Below are 15185 nucleotides of genomic sequence, written 5' to 3' on the forward strand. Positions count from 1 at the left end.
ACCCGCTCCGTACGTCAACTCCCGGAAACCCCGGAGTGATCACCTCGTTACGCGCCGCACTTAACGTCAGGTCATGGCGGACATATTTGACGCGTACGCGTTGGCCGACGCGTGGGACGAGATGTTCGAGCGGCCGGGCGAGGTCAGGACCGCCTACGAGCCGGTGCTGGCCGCGCTCCAGCCGATCGAGCCGAGTGAACTCAGGTTCCGGGCCGACCAGATGGCCCGGGCCTTCACCGACCGGGGCGTGACCTACGCCTTCGCGGGCGAGGAGCGGCCCTGGCCGCTGGACCTCGTGCCCAGGATCCTCGACGCCCTCGAATGGGACCTCGTACAACGCGGGGTGAGCCAGCGGGTCAGGGCCCTGGAGGCCTACCTCGCCGACGCCTACGGACCCGCCCGTGCCTTCGAGGACGGGGTCGTGCCCTGGCGGCTGCTGCTGAACTCCCCGCACTTCCACCGGGCCGCGCACGGGCTCGAGCCCGTGGGCGGCGTGCGCATCCATGTCTCCGGCATCGACCTGGTCCGGGACGAACAGGGCGACTTCCGGGTCCTGGAGGACAACGTCCGGGTTCCCAGTGGCGTGTCGTACGTCATCGAGAACCGGCGCGCCATGACCCGGGTCTTCCCGTCCCTCTTCGACGGGCAGCACGTGCTCCCCGTCGACGGTTACGCGCAGAAGCTGCTCGCCGCCCTGCGCGCCGCCGCGCCGAACGGCGTCCAGGACGCCCGGGTCGTGGTCCTCACGCCCGGCCCCAGCAACGCCGCCTACTTCGAACACGCCCTGCTCGCCCGGCTGATGGGCGTGCAGCTGGTCGAGGGCCACGACCTGGTGTGCCGGGGCAACCGGGTGTGGATGCGCACGACCCGCGGCGAGGTGCCCGTCCACGTCGTATACCGGCGTCTGGACGACGACTTCCTCGACCCGCTGCACTTCCGCCCCGACTCGGTGATCGGCTGCCCGGGCATTCTGGGGGCGGCCATGGCGGGCCATGTCACCCTCGCCAACGCGGTCGGCAACGGCATCGCGGACGACAAGCTGCTCTACACGTACGTCCCGGACCTGATCCGCTACTACCTCTCCGAAGAACCGGTTCTTCCCAACGTGGAGTCGTTCCGGCCCGACGAACCTGGGCAGCTGGAGGCCGTCCTCGACCAGATCGACCAGCTCGTCGTGAAACCCGTCGACGGGGCCGGCGGCCAGGGCATCGTCATCGGGCCGAAGGCCGACCGCGAGACACTCGACCGCACCCGTGCGGCGGTCAGAGCCGACCCCCGCGGCTTCATCGCCCAGCGCCCGGTCGCCCTGTCCACCTCCCCCACCCTCGCGGGCGAACGCATGGCACCGCGCCACATCGACCTGCGCCCCTTCGCCGTCAACGACGGCAACGACATCTGGGTCCTGCCCGGCGGCCTGACCCGGGTCGCCCTCCAGGAGGGCAACCTGATCGTCAACTCCAGCCAGGGCGGCGGCTCCAAGGACACCTGGGTGCTCGCCGAGGGGCCCGCGGAACCGCCCGCACCCGCGGACAGCACCGCCCGCCTGGACATCGCGCCACGTCAGCACGGTCCCGACGGCACCGCCACCGTCGTACAGGAAGGGGCGCAGCAGCAGTGAACGACGTGATCCTCTCCCGGATAGCCGAGGCACTGACCTGGACCGGCCGGTACGTCGAACGGGCGGACAACACCGGGCGGATCCTCGACGCCTACCTCCACCGGATGCTGGAGGACCCGTGGCGCGACGAGGACGTGGCCTGCCGGTCGCTGTACGCGATCCTCGGCGTCGACGCGGGCGGCACCCGGGTCGACATGCAGCAGGTCCTCGACCAGCTCGCCTTCGACGCCCGCTCGACCTGCTCCATCGAGGGCGCGCTCGGCGCGGCCCGGCTCAACGCGAGGAGCGCCCGTGAGGCCGTCTCCTCGGAGATGTGGGAGTGCCTGAACTCCACCTGGCACGCGCTGGCCGACCAGCGGCTCGCGGCCCGCCGTACGGGCCCCTACGCGTATCTGGAACTCGTACGGCGGCGCGCGGCCCTGTTCTTCGGGCTCGCCGACTCCACCATGAGCCGGGACGACAGCTGGCGTTTCGTGGTCCTTGGCCGGTCCCTGGAGCGGGTGGACATGACCGTGCGGCTGCTGTCGGTGCGAGTTCTGGACGCGGCCCACGCGCCCGACTGGCCGACCCTGCTGAGCGCTTCGGGCGCCGACGAGGCGTACGCGCGCCTGTACGGCGGTTTCGGCGACACCCCGCGGGTGGCCGAGTTCCTGCTCCTGGACCGGGACTTCCCGCGGTCCGCGCTGCACGCACTGACGACGGCGGAGAAGTGCCTGACCGCGCTCGGCCGTCCCCGCCAGGACCCCGCGCGCGGCCCGATCGGCCGGATGCGCACCCACCTCGAATACCTCGACCTGCACGCCCTGGAGGAGCAACTCCCGCTGCTGCTCCGGGACCTGCAGACCGCCTGCATGGTCTCCGCGGAAGCGGTGGCGGAGCGGTTCTTCCCGTACCAGGGGCCCGTCGAGTGGGCCCAGGAAGGCGCGTGAGATGACTCGCCGGCTCCGCATCAAGCACGTCACCGAGGTCTCCTACGCCCAGCCCGCGGCCTCGTCCCACAACGAGGTCCGCATGACCCCGCTGACCCTGCCCGGCCAGACCACCCTGGACGCCCGGGTCACCGTCAGCCCGGCCACGCCCACCTGGTCGTACTGGGACTACTGGGGCACCCAGGTCACCGGCTTCGACCTGGCGGACCCGCACGGCCATCTCACCATCACGGCCTCCAGCCTGGTCGAGACGTCACCGCCGGGCCCGCTGCCGGCCGCGCCCACCTGGACCGAGGTGGGCGAACGCGTCGCGCGCTCACGCCTGTTGGAGTTCGCGGGCCCGACGGGCCGTACGACGGTCCCGCCGAGGCTCGCCAAGAAGGCCCGGAAGGCGGCGGCCGGCCTCGACCCGCACGAGACGGCGGTCGCGGTGTCCCACCTGGTCGCCGACCGGGTGTCGTACCTCCCCGGCGCGACCAGCGTGAACACCTCCCCGGTGGAGGCATGGGAGCAGGGCGCGGGCGTCTGCCAGGACATCACCCACCTCACCATCGCCATGCTCCGGGGCGTCGGCCTCCCGGCCCGCTACGTCTCCGGCTACCTCCATCCGGAGCGCGAGGCCGAACTCCACCGGCCCGTCGCGGGGGAGAGCCACGCCTGGATCGAGTACTGGGCGGGCGACTGGTGCGGCTACGACCCCACGAACCGGGTCCGCGCCGACGAGACCCATGTGGTGGTGGCCCGGGGCCGCGACTACGACGACGTGACCCCGCACAAGGGGATCTACCGGGGTGCCGCGGGCGGGTCGCCGGAGGTGACGGTGGAGTTCACGCGGGTGGCGTGACAGCGGGGAGGGGCCGAAGGGGGATCACCCTCCGGCCCCTCCCCGTCACCGGCTACTGCAGGCCCGCGGCCGCACAGGCGCTCTTGTAGTCCGAGGTGCAGATGTCCTTGATGGTGTAGATGCCGTCCTTGACGACCGTGCTCTTGACGTTGTCCTTCGTCAGGGCGACGACCTGGACGAGCTGGGCCGGGATGTCCTTGTTCGTGGGGCTGTCGACTTTGTCCGTGGCGAGGGCGTCGAACTGGATGCCCTTGCCCTGGATCTTCGTGACGGCCATCTCGGCGGCGGCCTCGGCCTCGTCCGGGTAGGGCTTGTAGACGCTCATGTACTGCTCGCCCGAGACGATCCGCTGCACGGCGGACAGCTCAGCGTCCTGGCCCGTGATCGGCGGGATCTTGGTCATGCCCGCGTTCTCCATCGCCTGGATGGCGGCGCCGGCCATGGCGTCGTTGGCGGAGTACACGGCCTTGATGTTGCCCTTGCCGAGCGCACTGATCGCCTCGGACATGTTCTTCTGGGCGGTCTCCGGCTTCCAGCCGTCGACGTCGTAGCTCTTGGCGATGGTCACCTTGCCGTTGAGCTCGGACATCGCGCCCGCCTTGAACTGACCGGCATTCGGGTCGGACGGCGAGCCGTTGATCATCACGATCTTGTCGGAGGTGTCGATACCGGAACCGAGCGCCTCGATGAGGGAGCGGCCCTGCACCTCGCCGACGAGTTCGTTGTCGAAGGAGACGTACGCGTCGATCGGGCCCTCGGCGAGCCGGTCGTAGGCGACGACCGGGATACCCGCGTCCTTGGCCTTCTGCACCATGCCCGCGATGGCGTGCGAGTCCACCGCGTCCAGCAGGATGACGTCGACCTTGTCGTCGATCATCTGCTGCATCTGCGTGGCCTGCTTCTTGGCGTTGGCCTCGCCGTTGGCGTAGACGGTCTTGCCCTGGTTGTTCGTGAGCTGGGCGACCTTCTTCTTGATGATCGGGTAGTCGAACTCCTCGTAGCGCGTGTTCGTCTTCTCCGGCATGAGCACACCGACGGTGACGTCGTTGCCCTTGGTCGGGCTCGCCTCGCTCCCGCTCGCGGCGCCGAGCGCCCCGCAGGCGGCCAGCGAGAGGGTCATCGTGGACGCGGCCACGGCTATGGCGATACGACGCATGGGGCTGCTCACTTCTGGTGCTTTCCGGGACGCGGGCGCGGCATTGCGGCCCAGGTGTCTGAAAAGACAACGCGGGGCCGCCCACCGGCGTCAAGCGGAATCACTTAACGAGTGCGCAACGCCACTCTCCGCCGATGGTGTGAAGACTTGGCGCGAACACTAGTACAACCAACTTCACACCTGGTGAGTCGTGATCACAGCAGCCCCACAACTGCTGTTCCATGTCCGACCAGAGGATCGAATGAAGTCAGCCAGCCGGACGACTGCCACCGCCGTCGTCCTCGCCACCGCCGGCACCCTCGTCACCCTGACGGCGACCCCCGCCTCGGCGACCGTGTCGTGCGCCTCCCCCGTGTTCAAGCGGCAGTTCTACGCGAACACGAGCCTGTCGGGCACCCCGAAGAAGACCGACTGCGACAACGCGATCGACCAGAGCTGGAGCGGCGCCCCCCTCTCCGGCCTCCCGAAGGACAACTTCGGCGTCCGCTGGAGCGTGACCCGCGACTTCGGCTCCGGCGGCCCCTTCGCGCTCAACGCCACCGGCCTGGACGGCATCCGCGTGTACGTCGACGGCGTCCGCAGGATCGACCTGTGGAAGAACACGTCCACGACGGTGGGCAAGACCGTCAACACCACGATCCCCTCCGGCAAGCACACCCTCCGCATCGACTACGCCAACTGGACCGGCACCGCCAAGGTCAAGGTCACCTATACACCCCGCACCTCGGCGAGCGTCGACAAGGTCAAGCCCCTTGCCCCGACCGGCGCTTCGGTGTCCTACGACAAGACCACCGGCAAGGCCGAGCTCACCTGGGCGACGAACAAGGAGATGGACCTCGCCGGGTACCGGGTCTACCGGCGCGGCAAGGGCGGTACGTTCCCCGTCAAGCCGCTGGCGACGACCGCCTCGGCCTCGTACACCGACACCACCCTCCCGAAGGCGGGCACGACCTTCTACTACGAGGTCCGCGCCTACGACAAGGCAGGCAACGAGTCGGGCGGGACCGCCGACCAGCCGGTCACCACCGTGGACCGGACCGCGCCGACCGTCACCGGGCTGACCGTCGTCGCGGAGTCGGCCTTGTTCGGGGTGACCTTCACCTGGTGGCCCGGTGAGCCGGATCTGACGACCCAGCTGCTGAGGTCCGCATCGCCCGACGGGCCGTTCGAAGTGGCCGAGACGAACCTGGGCAGCTCCGCGGTCCACGAGACCGCCCCGTACGGGGAGACCTCCTACTACAAGATCGCCTCGACCGACGCGGCGGGCAACACCGGGTACTCATCGGTCGTCCCGTTCGCCCGGCCGCTCGCCGAGCCCTACTTCTACAACCTGCAGAACCGGCCGGAGAACGGCGGCGGCGTCGACCTGTTCTGGAAGGTGTCGCCGCACGCACCGCAGGAGTTCCGGGTCCACCGCGTCGAGCAGCGCTACGACAGCGCGGCCGGCAAGGATGTCGTCGTCGACGCCCGGGTGGTGCCCTGCGCTCCGAAGCTCACCGACACCGCCTACGGCACCCAGAACACCTACACCTGCACGGACAGCACGGCCGTGCCGGGCGGGATCTACACATACGGCGTGACCACCGTGGACGCGCTCGGGCGGGAGTCGGAACAGTCCACCCAGCCCTCGATCACCCACTCCGACGGCACCGCCCCGCCGCTCGTCACCGGGTTCACGGCCACCGCCACCGAGTACGGCACGGTCCTGGACTGGGACGACAGTCCGGCCGCCGACATCGCCGAGTACCACGTGCACCGGCTCAGCACGGTGGACGACGGCACCCGGTACACCTACGTGGGCCGGGTCGAGGCGGGGACCAGCCGGCTCGTCGACTCGGCGAACCTCCAGGACGGAGAGACCCTCACCTACTTCGTGGACGCGGTGGACACCTCGGGCAACACCACCGACGTCTCCGCGGAGACCGAGGTGTCCACCACCGTCACCGAGTACGACCTGCGACCCACCGTCCAGACCCCCGTGGACTGGCTGGTCGACGCCGACGCCGAGCCCGCCGCCAGCGGCACCGGGGTCGATCTGACGTGGCGGCTGTCCACCTCCTACTACGGCACGGACATCACCGGCTACCGGATCCACCGCTGGAACCCGGCCACCGCCGCCTACGAGCCGCTGACCGCCGAACCGGTCACCGGCCTGTCGTACACCGACACCACGGCCGCGGCCGGCACCACCCACTTCTACTGGGTGAGCGCGGTGCACGCCGACGGCAGGGAATCCGCCCCCGACGACGCCTGGGTGGCCCTGGCCCCGCCGTCCGAGTGAACAGGGTGTGAGCACGGCGAAGGGGCCCGGAGATCTCTCCGGGCCCCTTCGCGCAGTGCTGCCTAGTCCTTCGCCCTCTTGGGCCGCCACACCACCAGCGCGCTGGTCTGCTGGACCTCCTGGTACGGCACCAGGTCACGGCGGTACGACGCGTGCACCGCCGCCTCACGCTGCTGGATGGCCGCCGCGGCACCCTCGACGGCCGCCTGGAGCTCGGCCACCCGGGACTGCAGCGCCGCGACCTGGTTCTCCAGTTCGATGATGCGCTTGATGCCGGCGAGGTTGATGCCCTCGTCCTGCGACAACTGCTGGACGGTGCGCAGCAGTTCGATGTCGCGGGCCGAGTAGCGCCGGCCCCGCCCGGCCGTGCGGTCCGGGGAGACCAGGCCGAGGCGGTCGTACTGGCGCAGGGTCTGCGGGTGCAGGCCGGAGAGCTGGGCCGCCACCGAGATGACGTAGACCGGGGTCTCCTCGGTCAGTTCATACGGGTTGCGTCGACGACCGTCCACTCGAATCATGCTCCCTTCGCGGCCTGGAACAGCTCCGCCCGTGGATCCTCACCCACGGTCGCCTCGCGATACGCCTCCAGCGCGTCACGAGCCTTCCCCGACAGCTCGGTCGGGACACTCACCTCGACGGTGACCAGCAGGTCGCCCCGGGTGCCGTCCTTGCGGACCGCGCCCTTGCCCCGCGCCCGCATGGTGCGGCCGTTGGGCGTGCCCGGGGGCAGTTTCAGCGTCACGGCGGGGCCGCCCAGCGTCGGCACCCTGACCTCGCCGCCGAGCGCCGCCTCGGAGAAGGTCACCGGGACCGTCACCGTGAGGTTGTCGCCCTTGCGGCCGAAGACGGGGTGCGCGTCGACGTGCACGGTGACGTACAGGTCGCCCGCGGGGCCGCCGCGTTCACCGGGCGCCCCCTTCCCGCGCAGCCGGATCCGCTGGCTGTCCGACACCCCCGCGGGGATGCGGACCTGCATGGTGCGGGAGGACTTGGCCCGCCCGGAGCCCTTGCAGATCTCGCAGGGGTTCTCCGCGATCAGGCCGCGGCCCTTGCAGTCCGGGCAGGGGTCCGTGAGGGAGAACCCTCCGCCGGAACCCCTCGCCACCTGGCCGGTGCCCACGCACGTCGGGCACACGCGCGGGTTGCCGTTGGCGTCGCCGGTGCCCGAACAGGCCTTGCAGGGGGCCTGCGAGGACATCCTGAGCGGGACCGTCGCGCCCTCGATCGCCTCGGTGAAGCTGAGGGTGACCTCGGTGTCGATGTCCTGCCCGCGCCGGGGCTGGACGCGCGTGGTTCCGGAGCTGCCCCGGTTGAACAGGCCCCCGAAGACGTCTCCGAGTCCGCCGCCGAAGCCGCCGGCTTGCTGGCTCCCGCCCTGGGCGCCGCCTCCGAAGAGGTCGCCCAGGTCGAAGTTGAAGGAGCCGCCCGCGCCGCCCGGCCCCGGGCGGAAGCCGCCGTTGCCGAAGAGGGCGCGGGCCTCGTCGTACTCCTTGCGCTTCTTGGGGTCACCGAGGACGTCGTTCGCCTCGGAGATCTCCTTGAAGCGCTCCTCGGCCTTGGCGTTGCCCTTGTTGGCGTCCGGGTGGAACTCGCGGGCGAGCTTCCGGTACGCCTTCTTGATCTCGGCCTCGGTGGCGTCCTTGGGGACGCCGAGGACCTTGTAGTAGTCCTTCTCGATGAAGTCCTTGGTGCTCATCCCCAGCGTCCCTCCTTTCGCTCATCCCCTACGACGTCAGCCCTCCTCAGGGCCGTTGTCCTTCTCCTCGCCGGCCTCGGACTCGTCCTTGACCGTCTGCGCGCCCGGCTGCGGCTCGGCCACGGCCACCCGCGCGGGGCGGATGGTGCGCTCGCCGATGCGATACCCAGGCTGCAGAATCGCCACGCACGTCGTCTCGGTGACGTCGGGCGCGTAACTGTGCATCAGGGCCTCGTGGATCGTCGGGTCGAAGGGCTCGCCCTCCTTGCCGAACTGCTGCAGCCCCATCTTCGCCGCGACGGTCTCCAGGGACTCCGCGACGCCCTTGAAGCCGCCGACGAGTTCACCGTGTTCCCGCGCGCGGCCGATGTCGTCGAGCGTGGGCAGGAGCTCGGTCAGGAGGTTCGCGATGGCGATCTCCTTGACCGTGATCCGGTCCCGCTCCACCCGGCGTCGGTAGTTCTGGAACTCGGCCTGGAGCCGCTGGAGGTCCGCGGTGCGCTCGTCGAGCGCCTTGCGGGACTGGTCCAGCTGGGCCGTCAGGCCGGCGATCTGCGCTGTTGCGTCCCCGGCCGGGGCCGCCCCTTCCTGGGGGGCGGCCTTCGGCTCGGCGTCGTCGGGGGTGGCGCCGGAGGGGACGTCGGGCTTCTCGTCGAAGCCCGGGGTCTCCTCCGTCACGCGGCACCGTCCTTGCGCTCGTCGTCCACGATCTCGGCGTCCACGACGTCGTCGTCCGCCTTGGCCTGCGAGGCGCCCTCACCGGTCTCGTCGCCGCCGGCGGCCTGTCCGGCCTGGGCGTCGGCGTACATGGCCTGGCCGACCTTCTGGGAGACCGCGGCGACCTTCTCGGTGGCGGTGCGGATCTCCGCGGTGTCCTCGCCCTTGAGCGCGGCCTTCAGCTCCTCGACGGCGGCCTCGACCTCGGTCTTGACCTCGCCGGGGACCTTGTCCTCGTTGTCCTTGAGGAACTTCTCCGTCTGGTAGACGAGCTGCTCGCCCTGGTTGCGGGTCTCGGCGGCCTCGCGGCGGCGGTGGTCCTCCTCCGCGTACTGCTCGGCCTCCTGGCGCATCCGGTCGACCTCGTCCTTCGGCAGCGAGGAGCCGCCGGTGACGGTCATCTTCTGCTCCTTGCCCGTGCCCAGGTCCTTGGCGGTCACGTGCATGATGCCGTTGGCGTCGATGTCGAAGGCGACCTCGATCTGCGGGACACCGCGCGGGGCCGGCGGCAGACCGGTCAGCTCGAACATCCCGAGCTTCTTGTTGTACGCCGCGATCTCGCGCTCGCCCTGGTAGACCTGGATCTGCACGGACGGCTGGTTGTCCTCGGCCGTCGTGAAGATCTCGGACCGCTTGGTCGGGATCGTGGTGTTGCGCTCGATGAGCTTGGTCATGATGCCGCCCTTGGTCTCGATACCGAGGGACAGCGGGGTCACGTCGAGGAGCAGGACGTCCTTGACCTCACCCTTGAGCACACCGGCCTGCAGGGCGGCGCCGATGGCGACGACCTCGTCCGGGTTGACGCCCTTGTTGGCGTCCTTGCCGCCGGTGAGCTCCTTGACGAGCTCGGCGACGGCGGGCATGCGGGTGGAGCCACCGACGAGGACGACGTGGTCGATCTCGTTGATGGAGACGCCGGCGTCCTTCATGACGTTGAAGAACGGGGTCTTGCAGCGCTCCAGGAGGTCCGCGGTCAGCTGCTGGAACTGAGCCCGGGTGAGCTTCTCGTCCAGGTGCAGCGGGCCCTCGGCGGAGGCCGTGATGTAGGGCAGGTTGATCGAGGTCTCGGTGGAGCTCGACAGCTCGATCTTGGCCTTCTCGGCGGCCTCACGCAGACGCTGCAGCGCCATCTTGTCCTTGGCGAGGTCCACGCCGTGACCGGACTTGAACTGCTGCACCAGGTAGTCGACGACACGCTGGTCCCAGTCGTCACCACCGAGGTGGTTGTCACCGTTGGTGGCCTTCACCTCGACGACGCCGTCGCCGATCTCCAGCAGGGACACGTCGAAGGTGCCGCCACCGAGGTCGAAGACGAGGATCGTCTGGTCGTCCTTGTCGAGGCCGTACGCGAGCGCGGCCGCGGTGGGCTCGTTGACGATGCGCAGGACGTTCAGGCCCGCGATCTCGCCGGCCTCCTTCGTCGCCTGACGCTCGGAGTCGTTGAAGTACGCCGGGACGGTGATGACCGCGTCGGTCACCTTCTCGCCCAGGTAGGACTCGGCGTCCCGCTTCAGCTTCTGGAGGATGAAGGCGGAGATCTGCTGCGGGTTGAAGGGCTTCCCGTCCAGCTCCATCTTCCAGTCGGTGCCCATGTGCCGCTTCACCGAACGGATGGTCCGGTCCACGTTGGTGACCGCCTGGCGCTTGGCCACCTCGCCGACCAGCACTTCGCCGTTCTTCGCGAAGGCGACGACGGACGGCGTGGTCCTGGCACCCTCGGCGTTGGTGATGACGGTGGGCTCGCCGCCTTCGAGAACGCTGACGACGGAGTTAGTCGTGCCCAGGTCGATGCCGACCGCACGTGCCATGGTTGATTCCTCCAGCTGACTTGAGTGGAACAGGCTCAAGTGTGCACGACGTCCCCGGCTCGGTCAACAGACCTGAGTCGTACGGGCTCAACTCTTATCCGTTCCTTACACGCAACTGGGCTCTGACCTGCGTCGATACCGGACGCGAGGCACTGCTGGGCTTGATGCGAAGGAGTACGAGTACGACGACCAGGGCTCCCCCGGCGACCCAGAGAGCGCCGGTCGCGGCGAGCCACCCGAGGTCGATCAGGACCCCGACGAGTACCCCGCCGAAGGCCGCCGTACCAAGGACCACGGACACCCCCTGCGGAGTGAGCCCGAGCCGCCGCAGCCGGTGGGCGAGATGGTCGGGGGCGGCCCGCAGCAGCGGCCGCCCGGACAGTCTCCGGGCCAGGACGACGAGCACCACGTCGGCGCTCACCACCGCCGTCAGCGCGAACAACACCCCTGCGCCGGAGCCCAGTTCCTGCCCCGCGCGGGTCGTGACGGCCGCGGCGGCGAGCACGAAACCGGTGAACAGCGCGCCGCACGCGCCGAGTCCCGCGCGCGCGGGATGCCAGTTGTGCATCAGGAACCCGGTCAGCGCGGCGGCCAGCACGCTCAGCAGTACGGCGAGCCCGTCCATCACCTCGGCCGCCGCCAGGGCCCCCGCCCCGAAGGCGGTGACGACACCGACGGTCCCGGCGAGTCCGTCGGCGTGGTCCAGCGCCTTGAACCCGAGGGCGACGAAGACGATCCAGCCGACCGCGAGGATCCCGGCGGGCACCCCCGTCTCCTCGTACGGCACCACGCACGCCGCCGCCACGGCCGTACCGCCCACGAGGAACCGCGCCTTGACCCGCCGTACGTCGGCGACGAGCCCGAGGAGAGCCACGCAGGCCCCGGCGAGGAGCAGCCGCCCGACCTCGGGCCCCAGCGGGGTGACGCCCCACCAGTCCCCGACGAAGGCCACACCACAGGTGGCGGCCACCATCGCGACCCCGCCGGAGAGCGGCATCGGCCGTCGCCATCGCCGGTCGACGATGCCGAGGCGCAGGGCGGCCACCCGCAGCACGGCGGTGAGCACGGCGGCGAGGAGCAGGGCGGAGGTGGCAGCAAGGATCCCGTAGAGCACGAGCCTAAATTAGCGCCGTATGTACCAATTCCTCACGAATAACACGATCGGGTTTTAAGGTAACCCTCAGCGATTCAGATCACCCCGTGCCCGGATACATTGCGACGGATGATGGGGGTAGTCTCAGACGGACTGCATAAGTTACCGCTTAGTAATCTCACCCTGATCTTGCTCGTAGAACCCCTCGCAGGCCCGAGGAGCCCCGAAATGCAACTCGCCGCGATCATCGTGTCGCTGGTACTGACCGTGGTCGGCGTGGCACTGCTCGCACGCGCCATCGGCCAGTTCGTCCGGTACTTCAAGCTGGGCCAGCCGGTGCCCGCCGGAAGCAGGACCGACAACCCCTACGCGCGCAGCGTGACGCTGGTGAAGGAGTTCCTCGGCCACACCCGGATGAACCGGTGGGGCATCGTCGGCTTCGCCCACTGGTTCGTTGCCGTCGGCTTCCTGACCCTGCCGCCGACCCTGGCGCAGGCGTTCGGCCAGCTCTTCAAGGCCGACTGGGTACTGCCCGTCATCGGCGACTTCCTGCCGTTCGAGCTGTACATCGAGTTCATCGGAGTGATGACGACCCTCGGCATCCTCACGCTGATCGTCATCCGCCTGCTGAGCCTGCCCTCCCGCCCCGGCCGCAAGTCCCGCTTCGCGGGCTCCAAGGCGGGTCAGGCGTACTTCGTCGAGTACGTCATCCTCACCATCGGCCTCGCCATCTACGTGCTGCGCGGCCTCGAGGGCGCGCTGCACCACGTGGACGGCTACGAGGCCGGGTACTTCGCCTCGTACCCGCTGGTCCTGGCCTTCAAGGGCCTGAGCACCGCCACGCTGCAGAACCTCGTGTACCTCGTCGCGACGATCAAGATCGGCACGTCCTTCGTGTGGATGATCGTCGTCTCGCTCAACACCAACATGGGTGTGGCCTGGCACCGCTTCCTGGCCTTCCCGAACATCTGGTTCAAGCGCGAGGCGACCGGCGGGACGGCCCTCGGCGGTCTCCAGCCGATGACCTCCGGCGGCAAGCCGATCGATTTCACCGACCCCGGTGACGACGACGTCTTCGGTGTCTCCCAGGTCGAGCAGTTCTCCTGGAAGGGCCTGCTGGACTTCTCCACCTGCACCGAGTGCGGCCGCTGCCAGTCGCAGTGCCCGGCCTGGAACACCGGCAAGCCGCTCTCCCCCAAGCTCCTGATCATGTCCCTGCGCGACCACGCGCACGCCAAGGCCCCGTACCTGCTGGCCGGTGGCGGCAAGACGATGGAGGGCGAGGAGAAGGCGTCCGAGGAGCAGCTGGCCGGTGTGCCCGCCGCGGCCCTCGCGGAGGCCGAGCGCCCGCTGATCGGCACTCTCGAGGACAACGGCGTCATCGACCCGGACGTCCTGTGGTCCTGCACCACCTGCGGCGCCTGCGTGGAGCAGTGCCCCGTCGACATCGAGCACGTCGACCACATCGTCGACATGCGCCGCTACCAGGTGATGATCGAGAGCGCGTTCCCGTCCGAGGCGGGCACGATGCTCAAGAACCTGGAGAAGAAGGGCAACCCCTGGGGCCTGGCGAAGAAGCAGCGCCTGGAGTGGCTCAAGGAGGTCGAGTTCGAGGTCCCGGTCGTCGGCCAGGACATCGAGGACCTCACCGAGGTCGAGTACCTGTACTGGGTCGGCTGCGCCGGCGCCCTGGAGGACCGCGCCAAGAAGACGACCAAGGCGTTCGCGGAACTCCTCCACATCGCGGGCGTCAAGTTCGCGATCATGGGCGGCGACGAGAAGTGCACCGGTGACTCCGCCCGGCGTCTCGGCAACGAGCCCCTGTTCCAGGAGCTCGGCATGGAGAACGTCATGGCGCTGAACATGGCGTTCGGCGAGGAGCTGGACGACGACGGCAAGGTGGTCGCCGAGTCCGCGAAGCCGAAGTCCGCGAAGAAGATCGTCGCGACCTGCCCGCACTGCCTCAACACGATCGGCAACGAGTACCCGCAGCTCGGCGGCGACTACGAGGTCATCCACCACACCCAGCTGCTCCAGCACCTCGTCGACGAGGGCAAGCTGGTCCCGGTGACCCCGGTCGAGGGCATCATCACCTACCACGACCCCTGCTACCTGGGCCGCCACAACAAGATCTACACGCCCCCGCGCGAGATCATCGCGGGCGTCCCGGGCCTGCGTAACGAGGAGATGCACCGCCACAAGGAGCGCGGCTTCTGCTGTGGCGCCGGTGGCGCGCGGATGTGGATGGAGGAGCGGATCGGCAAGCGCATCAACAACGAGCGCGTGGACGAAGCCCTTTCGCTGAACCCGGACATCGTCTCCACCGCCTGCCCGTTCTGCCTGGTCATGCTCACCGACTCGGTGAACGGCAAGAAGAACGACGGCAAGGCGAAGGAGTCGATCCAGGTCGTCGACGTCGCCCAGCTGCTGCTGCAGTCCGTGAAGACCCCGCTCGACCCGCAGGACACGGCGGAGACGGAGAGCGAGCCGGAACCGGAGCCGGTGAAGTGACGCCGGTGGAGTAACGGTCACGACGGTGCTGTTCGGCGCCCCCAGGTCCTGCGGGACCTGGGGGCGCCGTCGTCGTTCCGGGACCTCCAACACGTCCTCCGCGTCCAGCACTTGCCTCCTCGGCCGCCCGTACTCGACGGCTCGCGGCGGGTGTTGACCCGGCCTTCAGCTCTCCCCGATGCTCCGCCCCGCCAGGACCATGTGGGTCAGGACCAGGACTCCGAAGCCGCACACCCCGAGAAGCCCTCCGCGAGGCTCGCCGGGTGGCCCAGGAGCAGCGGGCGCCAGCCGAGGATGACGGCGGTGATCAGGACGGCGTGGACCGTCTGGACCGGCGCCGACCACGCGAGCTTCTGCTGGGCCCCGGGGGCCCACCGTGAAGGTCAGGACCAGGGCGCCGGAGGTGCGGCCGGGGTGGCTCGAACTCCCGTACAACCCCTGCCTCTTGCCGGAGGTCTACTGATCGCGATCGGAGATCCGTCGGAGATCTTCTGGTCGCCACGTCGCGACGTCGCGCGATCCCGGGATCAAT

Annotated in this window: 11 protein-coding genes; 5 read left to right on the plus strand and 6 right to left on the minus strand. The window is 69.5% G+C overall.

The genetic code is table 11. The features are described from left to right. Window positions 1–73 precede the first annotated feature (73 nt). Genes ABZT06_RS33235 through ABZT06_RS33245 form a run of 3 tightly spaced genes read left to right on the plus strand, consistent with a single transcriptional unit; the run spans window position 74 to window position 3391 of the window. The gene (locus tag ABZT06_RS33235) at window positions 74–1618 is read left to right on the plus strand and encodes a circularly permuted type 2 ATP-grasp protein (RefSeq protein ID WP_355749374.1); all 1545 of its coding nucleotides are present in this window, start codon (window positions 74–76) and stop codon (window positions 1616–1618) included. Continuing rightward, window positions 1615–2547 (plus strand): alpha-E domain-containing protein, encoded by a 933-nt coding sequence (locus ABZT06_RS33240; protein ID WP_355749377.1) that lies wholly within the window; start codon window positions 1615–1617, stop codon window positions 2545–2547. The genes ABZT06_RS33235 and ABZT06_RS33240 overlap by 4 nt, the downstream gene beginning before the upstream one ends. Before the next feature lies 1 nt (window position 2548). Beyond that, window positions 2549–3391: a transglutaminase family protein gene (locus tag ABZT06_RS33245; protein WP_355749380.1), complete on the plus strand. Its 843-nt coding sequence runs from the start codon at window positions 2549–2551 to the stop codon at window positions 3389–3391. A gap of 52 nt (window positions 3392–3443) precedes the next feature. On the opposite strand, the gene ABZT06_RS33250 is transcribed toward ABZT06_RS33245, so the two are convergent. Next, window positions 3444–4547: a substrate-binding domain-containing protein gene (locus ABZT06_RS33250; protein ID WP_355749383.1), complete on the minus strand. Its 1104-nt coding sequence runs from the start codon at window positions 4545–4547 to the stop codon at window positions 3444–3446. Between the two features lie 241 nt (window positions 4548–4788). Between ABZT06_RS33250 and ABZT06_RS33255 the strand changes: the two genes are divergently transcribed. Beyond that, window positions 4789–6828, plus strand: a complete 2040-nt coding sequence (locus ABZT06_RS33255; protein ID WP_355749386.1) for a PA14 domain-containing protein — start codon at window positions 4789–4791, stop codon at window positions 6826–6828. 62 nt (window positions 6829–6890) lie between these two features. On the opposite strand, the gene ABZT06_RS33260 is transcribed toward ABZT06_RS33255, so the two are convergent. From ABZT06_RS33260 to ABZT06_RS33280, 5 genes are all read right to left on the minus strand, one after another. After that, entirely contained in the window at window positions 6891–7337 is a 447-nt protein-coding gene (locus ABZT06_RS33260; protein ID WP_355749389.1) for a helix-turn-helix transcriptional regulator, read from the minus strand. 5 nt (window positions 7338–7342) lie between these two features. Further along, window positions 7343–8524 (minus strand): molecular chaperone DnaJ, encoded by a 1182-nt coding sequence (gene dnaJ / locus ABZT06_RS33265; RefSeq protein ID WP_355749392.1) that lies wholly within the window; start codon window positions 8522–8524, stop codon window positions 7343–7345. A 36-nt stretch (window positions 8525–8560) separates the two neighbouring features. Continuing rightward, window positions 8561–9202 carry a nucleotide exchange factor GrpE gene (grpE, locus tag ABZT06_RS33270; RefSeq protein WP_355749395.1) on the minus strand — a complete coding sequence of 214 codons (642 nt, stop codon included), beginning with the start codon at window positions 9200–9202 and terminating at the stop codon, window positions 8561–8563. Next, window positions 9199–11049 (minus strand): molecular chaperone DnaK, encoded by a 1851-nt coding sequence (gene dnaK, locus ABZT06_RS33275; protein WP_355749398.1) that lies wholly within the window; start codon window positions 11047–11049, stop codon window positions 9199–9201. The genes grpE and dnaK overlap by 4 nt, the downstream gene beginning before the upstream one ends. 94 nt (window positions 11050–11143) lie before the next feature. Beyond that, on the minus strand, window positions 11144–12163 hold the full coding sequence (locus tag ABZT06_RS33280; RefSeq protein WP_355749402.1) for an MraY family glycosyltransferase: 1020 nt from the start codon (window positions 12161–12163) through the stop codon (window positions 11144–11146). A 207-nt stretch (window positions 12164–12370) separates the two neighbouring features. Between ABZT06_RS33280 and ABZT06_RS33285 the strand changes: the two genes are divergently transcribed. Next, the gene (locus ABZT06_RS33285; RefSeq protein ID WP_355749405.1) at window positions 12371–14653 is read left to right on the plus strand and encodes a (Fe-S)-binding protein; all 2283 of its coding nucleotides are present in this window, start codon (window positions 12371–12373) and stop codon (window positions 14651–14653) included. Window positions 14654–15185: the final 532 nt, after the last annotated feature.

Source organism: Streptomyces sp. NPDC005483 (assembly GCF_040606035.1).
In the GTDB taxonomy this organism is placed as follows: Bacteria; Actinomycetota; Actinomycetes; order Streptomycetales; family Streptomycetaceae; genus Streptomyces.

Coding starts and splice junctions, on each gene's coding strand:
- ABZT06_RS33235 (WP_355749374.1), top strand. CDS start 74: ATGGCGGACATATTTGACGCGTACGCGTTGGCCGACGCGTGGGACGAG.
- ABZT06_RS33245 (WP_355749380.1), top strand. CDS start 2,549: ATGACTCGCCGGCTCCGCATCAAGCACGTCACCGAGGTCTCCTACGCC.
- ABZT06_RS33250 (WP_355749383.1), bottom strand. CDS start 4,547: ATGCGTCGTATCGCCATAGCCGTGGCCGCGTCCACGATGACCCTCTCG.
- ABZT06_RS33255 (WP_355749386.1), top strand. CDS start 4,789: ATGAAGTCAGCCAGCCGGACGACTGCCACCGCCGTCGTCCTCGCCACC.
- dnaJ (WP_355749392.1), bottom strand. CDS start 8,524: ATGAGCACCAAGGACTTCATCGAGAAGGACTACTACAAGGTCCTCGGC.
- dnaK (WP_355749398.1), bottom strand. CDS start 11,049: ATGGCACGTGCGGTCGGCATCGACCTGGGCACGACTAACTCCGTCGTC.
- ABZT06_RS33285 (WP_355749405.1), top strand. CDS start 12,371: ATGCAACTCGCCGCGATCATCGTGTCGCTGGTACTGACCGTGGTCGGC.